Origin of the sequence: Bradyrhizobium sp. NBAIM18 (assembly GCF_020193825.1) — a bacterium.
Classification (GTDB): Bacteria; Pseudomonadota; Alphaproteobacteria; order Rhizobiales; family Xanthobacteraceae; genus Bradyrhizobium; species Bradyrhizobium yuanmingense.
Map to the genome: position 1 here is coordinate 254,167 of NZ_JADYVO010000002.1, position 18,636 is coordinate 272,802.

Genomic DNA, 18,636 nt, shown 5'->3' on the forward strand with positions numbered 1-18,636 from the left:
GAGTACTTGTCTCAAGTACTTGGCTATTGCCACGACGCAGAACTTGCAATGCCAATTCGTCGGCGGCAAGCGCTCAGCAGCGATGCACAAAGCCGCACATGACAGGACCGCGGATCGCAGAATCCGGCTGGGCAGCTCTCACGCCGCGCCGTCGTCGTCCGCTTCGTCGGTGGCGGAAACGGCTTCCCTCACCTCCATCAGCGCCATCGAGAGCAAGTAGACCGTCGTGGGCAGCCCAAGCCTGCGCGCCTTCTCGGCGGCATGCGACAGATCGCTCGCCAGCTCCTTGAACTCGTCTCCCCGCGACAATTCTCAACCCCATCGACCGGCCGCGGCCGCCTACACCGCAACGGCGCCGCTGGTTCTGATCAGTTCGGCGCTGGACTGGACTGTAGCAAAATTCGCAATGACATCCACTACCGCATGCCGGTAGGCCGCGGCATCGTCCGTGCCCGGCTGCCGGCAAGCCACCGCGTCGGTGATCACATGGTAGCGATGACTGCGGTGAAACCCCTCGACGGCAGTGGCCAGGATGGTCTCGTCCAGGGAAAAGCCGATCAGGATGCAGCGTGTGGTGCGGATAGCGGACATGTGGCCGCCAAACCGCGACGAGCTGTAGGCGGACGGCAGCGGGTGCTCGAACGTCATCTCGCCCGGTTGTGGCCTGGTCTCCGCGATCCAATCGGTCAGCCTGGATGACGGATTGAACCAGGCCGCCTGCGCGATGCGCTTCAGATGCATCACCGGCCACAGATTGCTGCGCCACAGCGTCAGGAGTTCCAGGCAGCGCGCCGTCGTCGCATCGCCGTCGCGGATAACGTGACGGCGGCCGGGAGTCAGGTACTCGACCTGAATATCCGCACAGACCAGGATCGGCGGATCATCGTGCATTGAAACCAGCATCGAGTTGCGCGCAGCTGCACCTGTTTCAGCGGTCGGCGAGCGCGAGGTCCCGCATCGGCGAGGTCACCGCCCGCCCGGCCGAGGCATCGAGCACGCCAGGACGGTCCCAATCGCCCTCGGGACGAATAATCACATAGGGATCGCTGTCCAGCGTGATGGCGTCCGGGCCCGGCTCGATCTCCAGCAGCATCTCCGTGTAGGAGAAATCCGAGAACGTGATCTTGCGGTTGTGACCGAGCGGCTTAGCACCGAAATGGGCCCAGAAATCGACCAGCCGGTCCTGCGCCTGGCCGTAGATCTTGCGAAAGCCCTTGCGCTTCACATAATCGACACTGGCCTGCACCAGCTTGAACGAGACGCGCGAGCGCCGATATTGGTGACGCACCGCAAGCCGCTCCACCTTGGCGAAATCGCCGAAGAAGCGCACCCGCAGGCAGCCCGCAGGCTCGTTGCCGACGAAGCCGATGAAATGCGCCGCGACCATGTCGTTGCCGTCGAACTCCTCCTCGAACGGACAATCCTGCTCGGCGAGGTAGACCGCCGAGCGGATGGCGGTCACCAGCATGAGATCGCTTGGGTCACGCGCGAGGCGGATGGTGATGGCGCGGGAACAGGGCTTGGCGACTGGAATCCTAGTACCGTGCATCTGCAAAGCTCCTTGATTGGATGATCGCTCCCGGCATGCGCATCGGCTGTCGATGCCAGGGCCGCTCGTAGCACCAAAGGTCGGGTTGGAAGCTCGGGACGGGCGCAAAGCCTGTCGCCTTCATGATGTCGCGTCCGGCCACTGTTGACGGCTGCGCATAGCAATCCGCATCGCGAAACCTTATCTGCCGCAGATGAGCCGCGGCCTTACCGAGACCGGCGATGCCGCGGCCCGTCGCCGCGATCGCCCAGATGTAGATGGCAGCGACGTCTTCGTCTGCCGATGCGAGATAACGCGTCTCGGGCGCGGTGAGGCAAATCTCGTCGAGCAGCAGCGCGTCATGTCCGCGGTCATTGAGAAAAAGGAAGGCCATGCCGCCGACGAGCTTGCCTTTGCGGCTGAATGTCAGGATGCTCTGGGGATCGAAGACGTAATATTTGGCAAGCTCCGCCGTCCCGATCCGCACGCCCGGCACCAGCCGGTGCGCCATCTCCGAAAGCGCTCCAATTTCGGAAAATTGCGCACAGCGGACGTCGACGTCCGGGCTCAGCGGCAAGGCATCGAAATCATGCCTTGCGGCAAACGTGCCCCTTTCCATACTCATGTCGCGCCTCTATCGTTCGAGGCTTTCATGCCCCGCTACGACGAGCTTAGCGGTTGGGGATCAGGAGTATGCAGCAGTTATTGCACCGGGGTGCTGCGATGATGCAGCACCGTGAAGAAGCCCTGGGCGCGTCCTGGGATGATTTGAAGCTGTTTTTAGCGTGCGCAAAATTTAAAAGTTTTCGGAATGCCGCCGAAGAGCTCGGCCTCACCTCCACCACGCTGATGCGCCGCATCGACCGGCTCGAGGAGAGCATTGGGTGCAAGCTGTTCCTGCGCGACCAGAGCGGGCTGACGCTCAGCGATGAAGGCGCCGCGATGATCGCCGACGTCACGCATATGGAGCGTCATGCCTTCAACGTCCTCCGCCGCGCCGCGCGGTCCTCGAACGACACCTCGGGCACCGTTCGCGTCGCGGTGACGGAAGGCCCCGGCAATTTCTGGATCCTGCCGCGGCTGATCGACTTCCAGAAGACGTACCGCAAGATCACGGTCGATCTGCGCTGCGCGATGGAGCAGGCCGACGTCGCGCGGCTCGAATCCGATATCGCGATCCAGCTCGAGCCGCCGACCAATCCCGATCTGATCGTCGCCAAGCTCGGCCGCCTCCACATCTATCCCTTCGTCTCCAAGGAGTATGAAAGCCTCTACGGCGTGCCGGCAACGCTCGCCGAACTGAACAATCACCGCATCATCAAGCAGAGCGCGCCGCAGGTCGACGACGGCGCCTATGCCCGCGTGCTCGGGCTGAAGTCGCTCGAAGGCATCGTCGGGATCAAGACCAATTCGTCGGTGGGCGTGCTCTACGCGGTGGAGCGCGGCGCCGGCATCGGCTTCCTGCCGACGGTGTCGATCGCGCTCGGTGCGCCGCTCGTTGCGGTCGATCTCGGCGTCAGCCATCACGCCGATCTCTGGCTCACCTATCACAAGGAGTTCCGCAGCTCCGAGCGGCACAAGATCGTGGTCGACTGGCTGAAGAAGATCTTCGATGCCAGGACCTATCCCTGCTTCCGGGACGAGTTCATCCATCCGAACGCGCTGGTGCCGATGATGACGGCCGCGCGCGAGGGCTTTGGCCTGGCGGGATACGTGGCGACGGCGCCGACTTAACGCAGGCGAGCGTCAGCTCACCATTTGTATTCGAAGCCGAGCGTGCCCTGGTGCGAGGTGAGCTCGTTGCGAAATTTGCCGTCGTAATTGACGTAGAGCCTCGCCACGTTGGTCAGGCTGAGCGAAGCCGAAGCGCCGGCATCCGCGCCGTAACGGCTCTCGCCGATACCGGGGACGATAATGTTCTGGGCGCCCAGGCTGACCTGGATGGATCCGAGGTCCTGGTGGAAATTGTCGACGAACTTGCCGTAGGCCGAGAGGTCCAGGATCTTCTGGTCGATGATGAAGTAGCGGCCGACCTCCGCCCCGAGCATGATGCGCGCGCGCGAGAGCGCCGACGAGCCGACGTTGAGCGGATCGAGCCCGCCGGTCTCCCGGAACGCAGCGCTGGTGGCGCGCACATATTCCAGCGCGCCCTTGGGCACGATGCGCATCTCGTCCTTGGTCCAGTAATAGCTGATTTCGGTCAGCGCGCCGTCCACGGCGGCGCGATAGCCCGCGGTCGCAAGGCCAAGGCCGGTATCGCGGCTGGAATGGACCTTGCCGAAGCCGTGCACCACGGCAAAGGCCCAGGTCCACGGGCCCTTGTCGACGGAGCCGCTGAAGCCGAGCTGGGTCAGGTCGAGGGTTGCGGATTGCAGCGCCAGCGGCACGTCGATGTCGGTGTGGCTATGGTCGACGGAGAATCCGATGTTGACGCCGGGTGCGAGCCGCGCGCCGAAGCCGGCGACGCCGCCGAAGGTCTTGCGCTTGTCGCCGACGAAGTCGCCTTGCGCATCGGTGCGGACCGAAAGGCCATAGCCCTCGAACCAGGTGCGGTAGCGCGGATCTTCCGCAGCCGCCGAGGCGCCGCCGCCGCCCGGATTGGTGCGGAACGCCCGGCTGACGCCGCTCGAGGCCTGATTGCCGAGCCGCTCCAGAAAGCCTGAGCCGAAATTGAGCATGCTGTTGCCGGCTGACTGATTTTGATTGGTCGAGGTCGGCGACGGAATCGGGGTCGGTGACGGCGTGGGTGTCGGCGTGGGCGTCGGGGTCGGTGTGGGCGTGCTTTGCGCGAAGCCGGGGCTCACGGCCGCCATCGTCACGACCAGGGCAAACGCCATCGCGAGCGCAGCCACGATCCGGCGGACGCGGGTGCGCCCGATCGTCTGCCGTGTCCCGAAGAGCTGCGCGGCGCAGCGCATGCGATGAATCCCGAAAGCGAAGTGGCGGCGCGCAAAAATGCAACACGGTCTGCGGCGCTTGCGGCGATTTGGGCCGAACTGCCACGAGGGGTCAACCGGTTGGCGCATAACGGCCGAGGCTATTGCACCGATTGTGGTTCTGCTGCCACAGGTCGCAAATTGCGCTTGAAGGCACCTGGCTTGCTCTTGAAATCCGCGCGCGGCTTGCTAGCCGGCGAATTTCATGTTGCAATAACGTTCACAATCGGAATTGGCCGTTTGCTGTGCGTTTCGCGACATTGCGCCTCAAGACTCGAACAGACTTCCGGGAGCCCGTTTGTGGCGTGGCACGCGAAAAAGCGGCCGCGTCGTTTTTATATCTAGTGGAGGAGACGAGCGATGCCGCAAAAGGGCACCGTCAAATGGTTCAACCCGACAAAGGGCTATGGGTTCATCAAGCCGAATGGCAGCGACAAGGACGTGTTCGTCCACATCTCCGCCGTCGAGCGTGCCGGACTTTCCACCCTCAACGAGAACCAGGTGGTTGAATTCGACCTCGTGGAGAACCGCGGCAAATCATCCGCGGAGAACCTCAAGGTTTCCTGATGTCTCTCGCGGCATGCGAGCGATCATGACGTTGCCCCCGGCTCTGCCGGGGGATTTTGTTTCGAACTGCAGCAAAACAGCGCTTAGCTGGAGCAACGAATATCACCACCAATCGACCAGAGACGACGGCCGACGAACTCCAACGCCCAGCTTCGTCGTGCGACGAGAAGGCACTCACGGCGTTCGATGTTTTCGGCTCGGACCTTCCCGACGAGGCATTCGCGGGTGTGTTCGATCACCCCCGGCAAGTCGGCAGACTGGTCGATCGACTGCTCTACGGCTCTTGAGTCCCGAGCTGTCTAACTCACCACCGGCGATACCAGAAAATTCTCCGACGCTGCGCTTCCCGCCGTCCTGCAGACATCGCCCTCGATGCGGACCTTGCCGGCCGCGAGCAGCCGCAGCGCCTCGGGATAGATGCGGTGCTCGACCTCGAGGATGCGCTCGGACAGCGTCTCCGCGGTATCGTGGTCGCTGACGGGAACCGCGCCCTGCATCACGATCGGGCCGGCATCGGTCTCGGGAATGACGAAGTGCACCGTCGCGCCGGAGAGCTTGACGCCGGCGCGCAGGGCCTGGCCGTGCGGGTCGAGGCCGGGGAACGATGGCAGCAGCGAGGGATGGATGTTGAGCATCCGCCCGTACCAGGCTTTGGTGAACTCGGCCGTGAACAGGCGCATGAAGCCGCCCAGACAAATCAGCTCGATGCCGTGCTTGTCGAGCGCGGCCTGCAGCACCGTCTCGAAGCCGGCGCGGTCCTTGCCGAACGGCTTGCTTTCGATCACCTCGGTGGTCACGCCGTTCGCCCGGGCGCGTTCGAGCCCGGGCGCATCCGCCTTGTTCGAGATGACGAGCGATATCTCCGCCGGGAAATCCGCGGCGGCGGCTGCCCTGATCAGCGCAGCCATGTTGGAGCCGCGTCCGGAAATCAGGATGGCGACGCGGCGCTTCATCACAGCGCCGGTCATCACAGTGCCATGTCGAGGTGGCCGTTATAGACGACGCGGTGCTCGCCCTCGGCCGGAATCACGGTGCCGAGCTGCGCCACGGTCTCGCCGGCGTTGGTGAAGACCTCGATCACCTCATCGACCTTGTCGGGCTCGACGATCGCGATCATGCCGATGCCGCAATTGAAGGTGCGCAGCATTTCCAGCTCGGCGATGCCGGCTTGGGCCGCCAGCCATTTGAACACCGGCAGCACCGGCAGGCGTGCCAGGTCGATGCCGACACCGAGATGCTTCGGCAGCACGCGCGGGATGTTGTCGGTGAAGCCGCCGCCGGTGATGTGGGCGAGCCCCTTCACCGCCCCGGTCTCGCGGATCGCGCGCAGGCAGGATTTCACGTACAGCCTGGTCGGCGTCAGCAGCGCGCCTCCGAGCGTCATCACCGGCGCGAACGGCGCCTGCGCCTCGAAGCCGAGGCCCGACTGCTCGACGATCTTGCGGACCAGCGAGAAGCCGTTGGAATGCACGCCGGACGAAGCGAGACCGATCACGGCATCGCCCGCGGCGATGTCCTTGCGTGGCAACAACGTACCGCGCTCGGCGGCGCCGACGGCAAAGCCGCCGAGATCGTAGTCGCCGTCCTTGTAGAGGCCGGGCATTTCGGCAGTCTCCCCGCCGATCAAAGCGCAGCCGGATTCGCGGCATCCCTCCGCAACGCCCGCGACGATGGCGGCCGTGGCCTCGGGGTCGAGCTTGCCGCAGGCGAAATAGTCCAGGAAAAACAGCGGCTCGGCGCCCTGGACCACGAGGTCGTTGACGCTCATGGCGACGAGGTCGATGCCGATGCCGCCATGCAGGCCGGTCTCGATCGCGATCTTGACCTTGGTGCCGACACCGTCGGTCGCGGCCACGAGGACCGGATCCTTGAAGCCGGCCGCCTTGAGGTCGAACAGGCCGCCGAAGCCGCCGATCTCGGCATCGGCGCCCGGCCGCGCGGTGGCGCGCACCATCGGCTTGATCAGGTCGACCAGGCGGTTGCCCGCGTCGATATCGACGCCTGAATCGGCGTAAGTGAGGCCGTTTTTGCGGTCGGTCATGCCCGATTTCCAGTGGGTTTGCGGCTGGTTACGTTGAATTCCGGGGACGCGCAATGGCTCGCATGGCGCTCCCCGCTATACTATGTAGACATATCAACCGGTTCAGCCTGCAACGGGCCGGATTTGAGGTCAGAACCGGTGCCGGGAAGCGCTTTCGTGAGTATTCCGAATATCATTACCCTGGGCCGCATCATGCTGGTCCCGATCATCGTCTGGGCCATCGTGTCGAGCCAAATGGAGGTGGCGTTCGCCGTCTTCCTGATCGCCGGCATCAGCGATGCCGTGGACGGCTTTTTGGCCAAGCGCTTCAACATGACGAGCGAGCTCGGCGCCCTGCTCGATCCGCTCGCGGATAAGGCGCTGCTGGTCTCGATCTACATGGCGCTCGGCATCTGGGGCGCGATCCCGCGCTGGATCGTGATCTTGGTGGTCTCGCGCGACATCATGATTGTCGCCGCCGTGATCGTGTCCTGGTTGTTCGACCGGCCGGTCGAGATGAAGCCGTCGAAAGTCTCCAAGCTCAATACGGTTGCACAAGTGGCATTCGCAGCTTTGGTGCTGGCGGCGCTTGCCTTCGGCTTCAAGCCCGCGCCTTATGATATCATCCTGATGGGTCTCGTCACGGTCTTCACGCTCTCCTCCGTGTCGCTCTATCTCGTCGAGTGGCTGCGGCACATGAGCACGATCGAGGCCAAATGAGCGGGGAAGCGGCCCAGCAAAAGGCCAAGTCCCGCACCATCAAATGGAAACTCTACAAGCGGGCCGGCGCGCCGGCATGGAGCAGAGCAAGCGTGGCAGGCCGCGTTCATCCCCGACAATTGGCGTTTGCGCTTCCGCATGCGGAGAGCCTCAGCCGGGACAACTTCCTCGAAGGCCCCGCCAATGCGGCCGGTCTCGGCCTCATCGACGGCTGGCCGGAATGGCCGAACCGGATCATGTGGCTGGCGGGCCCGGAGGGAAGTGGCAAGAGCCATCTCGCCGCGATCTGGGCCGAGGAAGCCGGCGCCCGCTCGACCACCGCCAATGCGCTGACCGCGACGGACGTGCCCGGCGCGCTCGCCACCGGCGCGCTGGTGGTCGAGGATCTCAAGGCTGGGGACTTCGACGAGCGTGCCCTGTTTCACCTGATGAACCTCGCCCGCGAGGACGGCGCCTACGTCCTGTTCACCGGCCGCGAGGCGCCGGCCGCGCTTCCGATCGAGCTTCGCGACCTGCGCTCGCGCCTGCGGGCCGTTCCGGCGGTCACGCTGCTGCCTCCCGACGACCAGCTGTTCCGCGGCCTCATCGTCAAGTTCTGCGCCGACCGCCAGCTCAATGTGGACGAGAGCGTGGTCGGCTACCTCGCGACGCGCCTGGAGCGGTCCTCGGCTGCCGCCCGGCGGGCCGTCGAGCTGCTCGACAGCGAAGCCCTACGGCTCGGCCGTCCCGTCACCCGGGCGCTGGCCGCTGAGCTGCTCCGGGACGCCTGACAAGCTCGCGGGCCTCCCCGAAGTCCGCTTGACGCGGCGCGGGGGCGGAACATCAATGTCATCGAAACGTCATCGCTCTAACACATGCTCCCGCCGATTTTTGCGCTTGAGTCGCAATTGGGGTGAACTGGATGGACCGACTTCTGATGGACTCTGCGCAAGCTGTTGAAACGAAAGAGAAAGCCCCGGAAACCGAGAGCCTTCCGGCGATCGCGTCCAGTCCCGAGCGGTTCATCAACCGCGAGCTGTCCTGGCTGCATTTCAACCGCCGCGTCCTGGAGGAATCGGTCAACCCGAGCCACCCCGTGCTGGAGCGGGTGCGATTCCTGTCGATTTCGGCCAATAACCTCGACGAGTTCTTCATGGTTCGCGTCGCCGGCATCAAGGCCCAGGTCCGCGAGGGCATCGCCGAGCGCAGTCCCGACGGCCTGACGCCGTCCGAGCAGCTCGCGCTGATCAACCGCACCGTCTCCCAGCTCGCCTCCGACCAGCAGGCGATCTGGCGCGACCTGCGCGCCACGTTGGCCGAGGTCGGCATCGTGCTGGTCGACGGCAAGGACGTCACAAAGGCGGAACGGACCTGGATCGAGGACTACTTCCTCCACAACGTGTTCCCTCTCCTGACCCCGCTGGCGATCGATCCGGCCCACCCCTTCCCGTTCATTCCGAGCCTCGGCTTCACCATCGCGCTGCAGCTCACGCGCGCCGCCGACGGCAAGCAGATGAACGCGCTGATCCGCATGCCCGGCAAGATCGACCGCTTCATCCGCCTGCCGGCGGATGGCACGGTGCGCCTGATCTCGCTGGAGCAGGCCACCGCCCTGTTCATCAACCGCCTGTTCCCCGGCTACAATCTGCACGGCCAAGGCGCCTTCCGGATCATCCGCGACTCCGAGCTCGAAATCGAGGAGGAGGCCGAAGATCTCGTCCGCCTGTTCGAGACCGCGCTGAAGCGCCGCCGCCGCGGATCGGTGATCCGGCTCGAGATCGACGCCAAGATGCCGGAGCAGCTGCGCAGCTTCGTGCAGCACGCGCTCTCCGCCGACGACGACGAGATCTTCCTGGTCGACGGCGTGCAGGCGATGAACGAGCTCTCGCAGCTCACCCGCCTCGACCGGCCCGACCTCGAATTCACCCCTTACGTGCCGCGCCACCCCGAACGCGTGCGCGAGCATGGCGGCGACATCTTCGCCGCGATCCGGCAGAAGGACCTGATCGTCCACCATCCCTACGAGTCGTTCGACGTCGTCGTGCAATTCCTGCAGCAGGCCACGCGCGACCCCGACGTCGTTGCGATCAAGCAGACGCTCTACCGCACCTCCAACAATTCACCGATCGTGCGCGCGCTGGCCGAAGCGGCCGAGGCCGGCAAATCAGTCACCGCGCTGATCGAGCTGAAAGCGCGGTTCGACGAAGAAGCCAACATCCGCTGGGCCCGCGATCTCGAACGCGCCGGCGTGCAGGTCGTCTACGGCTTCCTCGAATTGAAGACGCACGCGAAGCTCTCGATGGTGGTGCGCCGCGAGGGCGGCAGCCTGACGACTTACGTCCATACCGGCACCGGCAATTATCACCCGGTCACCGCGCGCATCTACACCGATCTCTCCTACTTCACCTCGGACCCGACGATCGGCCGCGATGCCGCGCGCGTGTTCAATTTCATCACCGGCTATGCCGCGCCGAGCGATCTGGAAAAGATGGCGGTGTCGCCGCTGACCTTGCGCAAGCGCATCATCGAGCACATCCAGGGCGAGACCGCACATGCGCGGCATGGCCGTCCCGGCGCGGTCTGGATGAAGATGAACGCGCTGGTCGATCCCGACATCATCGACGCGCTCTACGAGGCCTCGCAGGCCGGTGTCCAGGTCGAGCTCGTGGTGCGCGGCATCTGCTGCCTCAGGCCCGGCATTCCCGGTCTGTCGGAGAACATCCGCGTCAAGTCGATCATCGGCCGCTTCCTGGAACATGGCCGAATCTACTGCTTCGGCATGGGCCAGGGACTGCCGAGCGCGAAAGCGGCTGTGTATATCTCGTCCGCCGACATGATGCCGCGCAACCTCGACCGCCGCGTCGAGGTGCTGTGTCCGCTGCAAAATCCGACGGTGCATCAGCAGGTTCTCGAACAGATCATGGTCGCGAACCTGAAGGACAATGAGCAGAGCTGGCAGTTGTTGCCGGATGGGTCTTCAACGCGTATGAAGACCGCGAAGGGCGAGGAGCCTTTCAACGTCCACAACTACTTCATGACGAATCCGAGTCTGTCTGGCCGTGGAAAGTCGCTCAAGGAATCCTCGCCGCGTCGTCTCACGCGCCGGAACGAACGTCATCAATCCTGATCGGGGGTTTGCGACGTGAAGCGGCCGCGCAAGCGCGGCTCGAGCGTCGCGGTTATCGACATAGGCTCCAACTCGGTCCGCCTCGTCGTCTACGAGGCGCTGGCGCGCAGCCTGATCCCGATCTTCAACGAGAAGACGCTGTGCGGCCTCGGGCGCGAGGTGCAGAGCACGGGCCTGCTCGCGCCCGACGCCATCGACAAGGCGCTGACCTCGCTGAAACGGTTTCGCGCGCTGTGCCGGGTGATGAAGGTCGGACGCGTGTTCGCGATCGCGACCGCCGCATGCCGCGACGCCTCCAACGGCCCCGATTTCATCGCCAGGGCCGAGCGGATCTGCGCGGTGAAGATCGAGATCCTGTCGGGCTCGCGCGAAGCACGACTGTCCGCGCTCGGCGTGATCTCCGGCATCCACCATCCAGACGGCATCGTCGGCGACCTCGGCGGCGGCTCGCTCGAGCTGATCGACGTGCGCAGGAACGCCGTACGCAGCGGCGTGACGCTGCCGCTCGGCGGCCTCGCACTGCAGGACCTCGCCCACAAATCGCTCAAGCGCGCCGACCGCATCGTGCGCGACGAGATCGACGGGGTCCAGTTACTCACTGCCGGCCGCGGTCGCACCTTCTATGCCGTCGGCGGCACCTGGCGCGCGCTCGCGCGCATCCACATCATCCAGAGCGGCTATCCGCTCCAGGTGATGCACGGCTATTCCATTCCGGCTGCCGAGGCGCTCGACTTCTCGCGCCGCCTGCGGCGCCTCGCCGCCGCCGACATGCTTGCCGACATCGAGATCGTCGCCGATGCGCGGCGCCCTCTCCTCACCTATGCGGCGCTGGTGCTCGAGCACATCATCCGCGTCGCGAAGCCAAAGAACATCGTGTTCTCCACCTTCGGCGTGCGCGAGGGCCTGCTGCACGAGAAGCTGCCCGAGACCGAACGCAACAAGGACGGGCTGATCTGCGCGGCGGAGGAGCTGAACCAGCTGCTGTCGCGTTCGGCCAGGCACGCGCGCGAGCTGATTGCCTGGACCGACCGCCTGGTGCGCGTCGTCAAGCTGCGCGAGACGGAAGTGGACCGCCGCCTCCGCCACACCGCGTGCCTGCTCTCCGACATCGGCTGGCGCGTGCATCCCGATCATCGCGGCGAGCAGACGCTCAGCCTCGTCGTCAACGGCAATTTCGGCGCGATCACCCACACCGAACGCGCCTTCGTCGGCCTGTCGGTGTTCTATCGCTATGCCGGCCTCAGCGAGGAAAACCAGCCGCCGGTCACCATGCAGGAGCTGCTGACGCCGGCCCAGCTCGAACGCGCGCGCCTCCTGGGCGCTGCGTTCCGCGTCGCGCATCTGATCTCGGCCGCACGTCCCGGCGTCCTACCAGCCACGCATTTCCGCAGCCAGGGCCGCAAATTGATGCTGGTGTTCGAGCACCGGCTCGGCGACCTCGTCGCCGACCGCGTCGGCAGCCGCTTCCGTCAGCTCGCCCGCCTGGTTGGCCGCGCCGGTTCAATCGTCAGGCGCTGACCTCTCAGCCGGGCCTCATCTTCCCGGGCCGTCTCTTGAGCCACATCATCGCGCCGCTGACGAAGAGGACTAGCGGTGCGAAGCCGGCCGCGAACACCAGCAGGCGTCCTGCGAATCCGAACGTCGCGCCATTGTGGAGCCAGAGCTGCTCGGCCAGATAGCGGTCCCCCATCGACATGGTGCCCGGCGTGCGGTCGTGCACCACAGCGCCGCTCCACGGATCGAGCCAGATCGCTCCACGCGACCGCACAGCGGGATCAGCTCCATCAGGACGGAATTGCACCCGCCAGGTGTTGCGCGTTGCGGTCGGCGGATTGAGCATGGCGACCGTCGCACCGGGCTTGACCTCTTGCGCGCATCGCATGATCGCGTCAGGTGAGAGCACCGGCGTCCCTGCCGGAGGCGGCATTTCGTCTCGCGGCGAGCGATCAGGCGTCGGCTGCGACACGAGGCCGACGATGGGCCGCACCAGGTCGGGAAAAACGATGCCGACGCCGGTGATCGAGATCAACAAGAGCACTGACAGCGCCCAAAAGCCTGCCGCACCGTGAAGGTCCAGAACAAATCGAAGCAGCGAGACGTTCTTGCGCACCGAGATCGATCGCCAAAATCGCCCCGGCTTCGGCCACCAAAGGAAGAGACCCGAGACCGCCAAGCCGAGCAGCACGAACCCGGCCACGCCGACCAGTTCCTTGCCCCAGAACTCGTGGAGCAGCAGCGTGAAATGGAGACGGTAAACCTTGAGCGCGAACGCGTTGGCGTAGTCACGCCGCCCGAGCACCTTGCCGTTGGAAGGATCGACCATGGTCGTCCACCGGTTCGGGTAGCTGCCTGGCGTGGTCTCGTGCGAATGGATCACGATCCAGACCGGCCAGGTCCGGTCTGGCGCCAGGATCGTCGCGATCGGCGCGGGATCCGCTGCCGCGGCGGCGTGCATCACCTCCGCTAACGTGACGCTCTGCTCCGGACCGGCGGGCGCATAGAGCGCCGGATTCAGGGCGACATCGATCTCCCGGTAGAAGACGATGAAGCTTCCAGTCAGGCCGATCAGCACCACGACGATGCCGCCGATCAATCCGAACCAACGGTGCGCCCACAGCAGCGCGTGCTGCACGCGTCCGGGCATCATCCTGGATCGGGCGGGCGCCGAGCCGCCTCGACGTGGTGCCCTGATTGTTTTGTCCATTCAGAGCACCCGTCGTCTGCGCCTGATCCAGCTCCGCAGCCGGCCCGAGGAGGCCAAAGCTCAGAAGTCGGTCGACATCGACAAGAGCAGGGCTCGGGGCGAGCCTTGCGCTAGCGCAGAGAAGCTCGCGACGCCAGCCCAGTAGTTGGTGTCGAACACATTCTGGACCAGGGCCCGAACCGTCACTGGCCGGTTGTTGATGCGCGTGGTGTAGCGCGCGCCCAGATCGAGCCTCGTCCAGGCCGGAACAACCTGCGTGTTTGCCCCATTCAGATATTGATGCCCGGTATAGATGGTGTTGGCGACCAATGTCAGCCCTGGTGCGAACGGGGTGTCCCATTCGGCGGACAGATTGGCCTGCACCTCGGGCACTCCGATCGGCGTCTTGCCGAAATTGGCCAGCGTGCTCGTCTTCGTCAGCTCCGCATCGATCAATGTCACGCCGCCAAGAACGCGAATGCCCGGCTGCACTTCTCCAAACACGGTGAATTCCACGCCGCGATTGCGCTGCTCCTGATCAGCTCGGAAGACGTTGCCGGCACCCGTCTGCCCCGACGGCTTGGTGATCTCGAACAGGCTGATCGTGGTCGCGAGCGTGCCAAAATCGACCTTGACGCCTGCTTCCTTCTGCTTGCTCAAATACGGCGCAAGGACCTCGCCCTGATTTGCGGCCGTCGTCGGCGCGGTGTCGCCCTTGCTGAGCCCTTCGATATAGTTGGCGTAGAGCGAAACGTTGCTCCAGGGCTTGACGACCACGCCGACCATCGGTGTGAACGCCGTCTGGTCGTAGGCCGAGCTCACGGCGCCCGTGGTGGTGTTGTAGTTGTTCGACCTAACGCCCTGCTGCCTGACGCCGACCGTCAGCTGAAGCCGCTCCTGGAGAACCGACATGGTGTCGGCAAGCGCAATGCCGGTCAGCTCGGTGTCCGACAGCCGCGGCACGGTCGCGGGAGCCGCAACGAACTGCTGGGGACGGGCGATCGGCGCATAGATGTTGGACGACACCGCCGTGCCGTTCACCGAGCCCCGCGAGATCTCATCCCCGTAGTAGCTCCCCTGCAAGCTCACGGCATGACTGATCGCGCCAGTCTCGATTCGGGCCCGCACGCCGACGTCGGCCACGTTCCTGTCGATGTCGAACTTGAATCGTCCCGGTGTCGACGTGGTGTTGCCAGCCGCATTCAGGATCGTTGGCGTCCCGAACAGACGGTCGACCTGGGTCCTGCCGCCTCCGACATCTGCAAACACCGTCACGGCGTCAGTCACATCGTATTCGGCGCGCGCCAGAAGCGAATTGTCGTGAACCTTGGCGAATTCCCAGGCCTGGGTGACATTGCGCCGTCCGACCGGCGCGGTCGGAACGGCCACGCCGGTTGCGACCAGGAACGGTCTCGTCGGCGCGTCGAACTTTTCCTCCTGCTCGATGAAATCGAGCGAGACCCTGAACTTCTCGCCGCGATAGTCGAAGGCTGCAGAGCCGACATGCGCCTCCCGCGTCTGGTTGTCCAACGGCGTATCGCCGTTGTGATAGCTGCCATTGACGCGAATACCGAATTCGCGATTTTCACCGAACCGCCGGCTCACGTCGAGATGTGTGCCGAGCTGGGTGTTCGACGCGTAGTCGGTCGTGACGCGCGTGAGATCGATGTCCCCGGCACGCTTCGGCACGATGTTGATGGTGCCGCCGACACTGCTGTTCGGCGCCATGCCGTAGAGCAGCGCGGTCGGGCCCTTGATGATCTCGATGCGTTCGACGTAATCGGTGAACACGCGGTAGTTCGGTGCAACGCCATAGACGCCGTTGAAGGCGATTTCTCCGACATTGCCCTCCCCGATCGGAAAACCGCGGATGAAGAAAGAATCGAAAATGCCGCCGGGTTGGCTCCCCAAGCGGACTGAGGGATCGTTCGTGACGACATCGGCGACGGTGACCGCCTGTTGATCTTCGATCTTCTTCGCCGTGAAGCTCGTGATGTTGAACGGCGTATCCATGAAATCCTTGTTGCCGAGCAAGCCGACCTGGCCTCCACGTGCCACCTGCCCGCCTGCGTAGGTCCGCGGCAGTGCACCGGGCCCCGCAGCCGTCGGGGTCGCTTCCGCCTGCAATTTGGCCCGCTCGTTCGCAGGCGCGCCGCGGCCCGCCCTCCTGACTGGATTGGCTCGTGGACGCGGGCGCGGCTTCGGAGCGTCTGCGGTGACGGTCACCGCCGGCAACGTGCTTCCCGCGGCCTGGGGCGCAGCGCTCTGCGCGCTGCTAGCGTGCAGGACGCCGTCGCTGCACAAGGCAATGGAGACCAGGGAAACCGTGAAGGCTCTCGGGCTGGCGCACGTCAGCAGCGTCTTGATGCGAGCGGCAAGAACGGCAACGGGACGACAAAACACTTTCGACGACATCGCACCTTCCGATTTCATGAACATGAACGTCGGGGCGAGGTGCCGTGGGAACCCTCGTCGAGTCAACGAAAGCACCCTTGAATCTTAGTAGTTTATAATAAGACAAGGTCTAAATCGCGTGAGGGTTGCGAACGACCACTCTCCACGCAACGCCCGCGCGCACGCGCGCGCGACGCGAGCTCTCGCGAAGATGCGCGCCGGTCATACGAATGCAATGATGGGAGGATTCGGCCGAACCCGTGGCCGGTGATCGCTCGCGTCCAGCCAACGCGGGAAGCGCCCCAGTGATGTGGACGCCTCTCATCGCTGGAGGGGCGGCCGCACCGATCAGCGCTTCAACGTCACTCCGCGGAGGCCTTGGCGTGCCGTTCGGAGGATTCGAGGGCGGCCGCGGTGAGACTGCGCCGGCGCCAGATGGTGCCGACCACCAGCACGACGACGACTCCGATCACAGCACAGAAATACTCGCCGCCGGCCCCGCCATGGCCGAATTGCGGCGGGATGCGCAAGACCCCGAGCATGGCGTCGAGCGAGGCGCCGAACGGCCCCTCGAACAGCGCGTGCAGCCGCGGCGTGACCCCGGGATCGGTCGCCATCACCTCGCCCGCGATCCAGCCGAGCAGCGCCGCACCGGCCCAGACCAGCACCGGGAGCTTTGTGAGCAGTGCCATGATCAGCGCGGCGCCGGCGACGATCAGCGGCACGCTGATGGTAAGGCCGAGGATCAGCAGCGGCACGCTGCCATTGGCCGCGGCAGCGACAGCAATGACGTTATCGAGACTCATGACGATGTCGGCCACCACGACGATCTGGATGGCGTGCCACAGATGCGCGGCAGCGTCGACGTCGTTCTCGTCCTCGTTCTCCGGCACCAGGAGCTTTGCCGCGATCACGATCAGCGCAAGGCCGCCGACCAGCTTGAGGTACGGCAGCTCCATCAGGGTGGCGACGATGCCGGTGAAGATGATCCGGAGCATCACCGCTGCGCCGGCGCCGAAGATCATGCCCCAGAGCCGATGCCGCGGCGACAGACCGCGGCACGCGAGCGCAATCACCAGCGCGTTGTCGCCGGAGAGCAGGATGTTGATCCAGATGATCTTGCCGACCGCGATCCAGAAAGTCGGTGCGGCCATCTCGTTGCGGAACTGGGTAAAGAAGCTCCCGATCGTAGCGGGATCGAAGATCTGCCAGAGCCAGTCCACAATGAGTCCCTTCGCCCGTCGCCTCTAGTCTGCCGACTGGATCAGCCGACGATCTCGTTACCCGAGAAGAACTGCGCGATCTCGATCGCGGCGGTCTCCGGCGCATCCGAACCGTGCACCGAGTTCTCGCCGATCGACTTGGCGTAGAGCTTGCGCACGGTGCCCTCAGCAGCCTTGGACGGATCGGTCGCGCCCATCACCTCGCGGTACTTGGCGATCGCGCCCTCGCCTTCCAGGACCTGAACCACGACCGGGCCGGAGGTCATGAATTCGACGAGCTCGCCGAAGAAGGGGCGCGCCTTGTGGACGGCATAGAAGGTCTCGGCCTGCTCCTTGGTCATGCGGATGCGCTTCTGCGCGACGATGCGCAGGCCCGCCTTCTCGATCACGGCGTTGACTGCGCCGGTCAGATTACGCTCGGTCGCGTCGGGCTTGATGATCGAGAAAGTGCGTTCGATGGCCATGATCTTGTCCTTGGGGAGAAAGCGGGGGTCCGGGGTTGCGGGGCTTATATCGGCGCCTTTGCCGGACGGCAAGCGACCGCGGAACAGCCTCATAGGCGGTTTCCGCGAGGGGATGGCTCCCGATTCGCTGGATGACGACAATTTCACCCAGATGAACCCAATCTGAAACCGCCGTCAGGATCCGGTTCAGCTTCCCCGGCGTAAGGTTGGGCCCATCGAAACCGAAGCCTGACCTCAGGCAGACCGTTTCGGCGGCCTTTCCATCGGCGCGATAGCCCCGCGCTGGCAGTCTTCAGGAGATAACCATGTTGAGGAAACTTTCGCTTGCCGCTGTCGCCGCGGTCGCGCTGGGAGCTGCGCTGGCGCCGACCTCGGCCTCCGCTCATTGGCAAGGCGGCGGGCATGGCGGTGGCCGGCACCACGGGCACGCGCACCATCACCACGGCCATCACCACGGCCATGGCTGGGGCGGACCGCGCTTCTACGCTGGCGGTCCCGTCTCCTACGGTTATGGCGGCTGCTATGTGCGCCGGCTGGTCCCGACCCCCTGGGGACCCCGCTGGCGGCTGATCAACCGCTGCTACTGAATCCGTCAGCACCTTCGGAAGGCTACCTAAGCCCCCCAGGTACCTTCCAAGAGAAGCCCCGGCGCCCCCCTCGCCGGGGCTTTGCCTTGAGCGTACAAAGCGCCGCTCATACAATTTTTACGAGAATGCCCGGCTTTCCCGACATCCAGCGAAACCATTTGGCCGGCAATGACTTGGTACCGTGTCTTTACTTCGAGAACACGGAACCTTGCGATGGCTGGGCTTTTTGCCAATGACAGCGAACAGATCGACCGGCGCACCAGCCGCTCGATTTGCGATGCCGTGGGCGAACGGCTGCAGCAGAGCCTCCGGCCCGAGCCGCGCCTTCCGACCCATCTCGAGCAGCTCCTGAACGAGCTGCAGCGGCGCGAGCGCGAGACGCACTAACGGAAAAACGAGTTGCGTTCG

General features: G+C 64.8%; 19 protein-coding genes. 8 read left to right on the forward strand and 11 right to left on the reverse strand.

All coding sequences use genetic code 11. The annotated features are described in order from the left end of the window. Positions 1 to 138 precede the first annotated feature (138 nt). From I6F17_RS05225 to I6F17_RS05240, 4 genes are read right to left on the reverse strand one after another with little or no spacing between them, the layout of a single operon-like run. Complete coding sequence (locus tag I6F17_RS05225) at positions 139 to 309, reverse strand: hypothetical protein (protein WP_225128448.1); 171 nt, start codon at positions 307 to 309, stop codon at positions 139 to 141. Positions 310 to 339: 30 nt separating this feature from the next. Further along, positions 340 to 903, reverse strand: coding sequence for an isochorismatase family protein (locus tag I6F17_RS05230; RefSeq protein ID WP_225128446.1), 564 nt, complete (start codon positions 901 to 903; stop codon positions 340 to 342). A 25-nt stretch (positions 904 to 928) separates the two neighbouring features. Beyond that, positions 929 to 1,549 carry a GNAT family N-acetyltransferase gene (locus tag I6F17_RS05235; RefSeq protein WP_036033956.1) on the reverse strand — a complete coding sequence of 207 codons (621 nt, stop codon included), beginning with the start codon at positions 1,547 to 1,549 and terminating at the stop codon, positions 929 to 931. Then, positions 1,536 to 2,153: a hypothetical protein gene (locus tag I6F17_RS05240; RefSeq protein WP_225128444.1), complete on the reverse strand. Its 618-nt coding sequence runs from the start codon at positions 2,151 to 2,153 to the stop codon at positions 1,536 to 1,538. The genes I6F17_RS05235 and I6F17_RS05240 overlap by 14 nt, the downstream gene beginning before the upstream one ends. Positions 2,154 to 2,221: 68 nt before the next feature. Between I6F17_RS05240 and I6F17_RS05245 the strand changes: the two genes are divergently transcribed. Beyond that, positions 2,222 to 3,262: a LysR family transcriptional regulator gene (locus I6F17_RS05245; protein ID WP_225128443.1), complete on the forward strand. Its 1,041-nt coding sequence runs from the start codon at positions 2,222 to 2,224 to the stop codon at positions 3,260 to 3,262. Between the two features lie 17 nt (positions 3,263 to 3,279). Here I6F17_RS05245 and I6F17_RS05250 read toward each other — a convergent pair whose 3' ends face one another. Next, on the reverse strand, positions 3,280 to 4,446 hold the full coding sequence (locus I6F17_RS05250; protein ID WP_225128441.1) for an autotransporter outer membrane beta-barrel domain-containing protein: 1,167 nt from the start codon (positions 4,444 to 4,446) through the stop codon (positions 3,280 to 3,282). A 378-nt stretch (positions 4,447 to 4,824) separates the two neighbouring features. Between I6F17_RS05250 and I6F17_RS05255 the strand changes: the two genes are divergently transcribed. After that, positions 4,825 to 5,031: a cold-shock protein gene (locus I6F17_RS05255; protein ID WP_027576280.1), complete on the forward strand. Its 207-nt coding sequence runs from the start codon at positions 4,825 to 4,827 to the stop codon at positions 5,029 to 5,031. Positions 5,032 to 5,330: 299 nt separating this feature from the next. Here the strand turns inward: I6F17_RS05255 and purN are convergent, their stop codons facing one another. Both purN and purM read right to left on the reverse strand, forming a co-directional pair. Beyond that, a complete protein-coding gene (purN, locus tag I6F17_RS05260; protein WP_225128637.1) occupies positions 5,331 to 5,984 on the reverse strand; it encodes a phosphoribosylglycinamide formyltransferase in 654 nt (217 codons plus the stop codon). A gap of 14 nt (positions 5,985 to 5,998) precedes the next feature. Continuing rightward, the gene (gene purM, locus I6F17_RS05265; RefSeq protein WP_225128440.1) at positions 5,999 to 7,072 is read right to left on the reverse strand and encodes a phosphoribosylformylglycinamidine cyclo-ligase; all 1,074 of its coding nucleotides are present in this window, start codon (positions 7,070 to 7,072) and stop codon (positions 5,999 to 6,001) included. 156 nt (positions 7,073 to 7,228) lie between these two features. On the opposite strand from purM, the gene I6F17_RS05270 reads away from it, so the two are divergent. The 4 genes from I6F17_RS05270 (at position 7,229) to ppx (ending at position 12,395) form a co-directional block, all read left to right on the forward strand. Beyond that, entirely contained in the window at positions 7,229 to 7,771 is a 543-nt protein-coding gene (locus I6F17_RS05270; protein WP_025035876.1) for a CDP-alcohol phosphatidyltransferase family protein, read from the forward strand. Between the two features lie 92 nt (positions 7,772 to 7,863). After that, positions 7,864 to 8,541 carry a DnaA/Hda family protein gene (locus tag I6F17_RS05275; protein WP_036000575.1) on the forward strand — a complete coding sequence of 226 codons (678 nt, stop codon included), beginning with the start codon at positions 7,864 to 7,866 and terminating at the stop codon, positions 8,539 to 8,541. 146 nt (positions 8,542 to 8,687) lie between these two features. Further along, positions 8,688 to 10,877 (forward strand): RNA degradosome polyphosphate kinase, encoded by a 2,190-nt coding sequence (locus I6F17_RS05280; protein WP_225128635.1) that lies wholly within the window; start codon positions 8,688 to 8,690, stop codon positions 10,875 to 10,877. Positions 10,878 to 10,892: 15 nt separating this feature from the next. Then, positions 10,893 to 12,395, forward strand: a complete 1,503-nt coding sequence (ppx, locus tag I6F17_RS05285; RefSeq protein WP_057028979.1) for an exopolyphosphatase — start codon at positions 10,893 to 10,895, stop codon at positions 12,393 to 12,395. A 4-nt stretch (positions 12,396 to 12,399) separates the two neighbouring features. Here the strand turns inward: ppx and I6F17_RS05290 are convergent, their stop codons facing one another. The 4 genes from I6F17_RS05290 to ndk form a co-directional block, all read right to left on the reverse strand. Then, entirely contained in the window at positions 12,400 to 13,524 is a 1,125-nt protein-coding gene (locus tag I6F17_RS05290) for a PepSY-associated TM helix domain-containing protein (RefSeq protein ID WP_225128429.1), read from the reverse strand. Positions 13,525 to 13,641: 117 nt separating this feature from the next. Next, positions 13,642 to 15,573, reverse strand: coding sequence for a TonB-dependent siderophore receptor (locus I6F17_RS05295; RefSeq protein ID WP_225128632.1), 1,932 nt, complete (start codon positions 15,571 to 15,573; stop codon positions 13,642 to 13,644). Positions 15,574 to 16,316: 743 nt separating this feature from the next. Continuing rightward, a complete protein-coding gene (locus I6F17_RS05300) occupies positions 16,317 to 17,177 on the reverse strand; it encodes a TerC family protein (RefSeq protein WP_225128426.1) in 861 nt (286 codons plus the stop codon). A gap of 41 nt (positions 17,178 to 17,218) precedes the next feature. Further along, on the reverse strand, positions 17,219 to 17,641 hold the full coding sequence (ndk, locus tag I6F17_RS05305; RefSeq protein ID WP_036000620.1) for a nucleoside-diphosphate kinase: 423 nt from the start codon (positions 17,639 to 17,641) through the stop codon (positions 17,219 to 17,221). A 305-nt stretch (positions 17,642 to 17,946) separates the two neighbouring features. On the opposite strand from ndk, the gene I6F17_RS05310 reads away from it, so the two are divergent. Together I6F17_RS05310 and I6F17_RS05315 are read left to right on the forward strand one after the other, a co-directional pair. Continuing rightward, entirely contained in the window at positions 17,947 to 18,228 is a 282-nt protein-coding gene (locus I6F17_RS05310) for a sulfur globule protein precursor (protein ID WP_074447892.1), read from the forward strand. A gap of 213 nt (positions 18,229 to 18,441) precedes the next feature. After that, positions 18,442 to 18,615 carry a hypothetical protein gene (locus I6F17_RS05315; RefSeq protein ID WP_167361656.1) on the forward strand — a complete coding sequence of 58 codons (174 nt, stop codon included), beginning with the start codon at positions 18,442 to 18,444 and terminating at the stop codon, positions 18,613 to 18,615. Positions 18,616 to 18,636 lie beyond the last annotated feature (21 nt).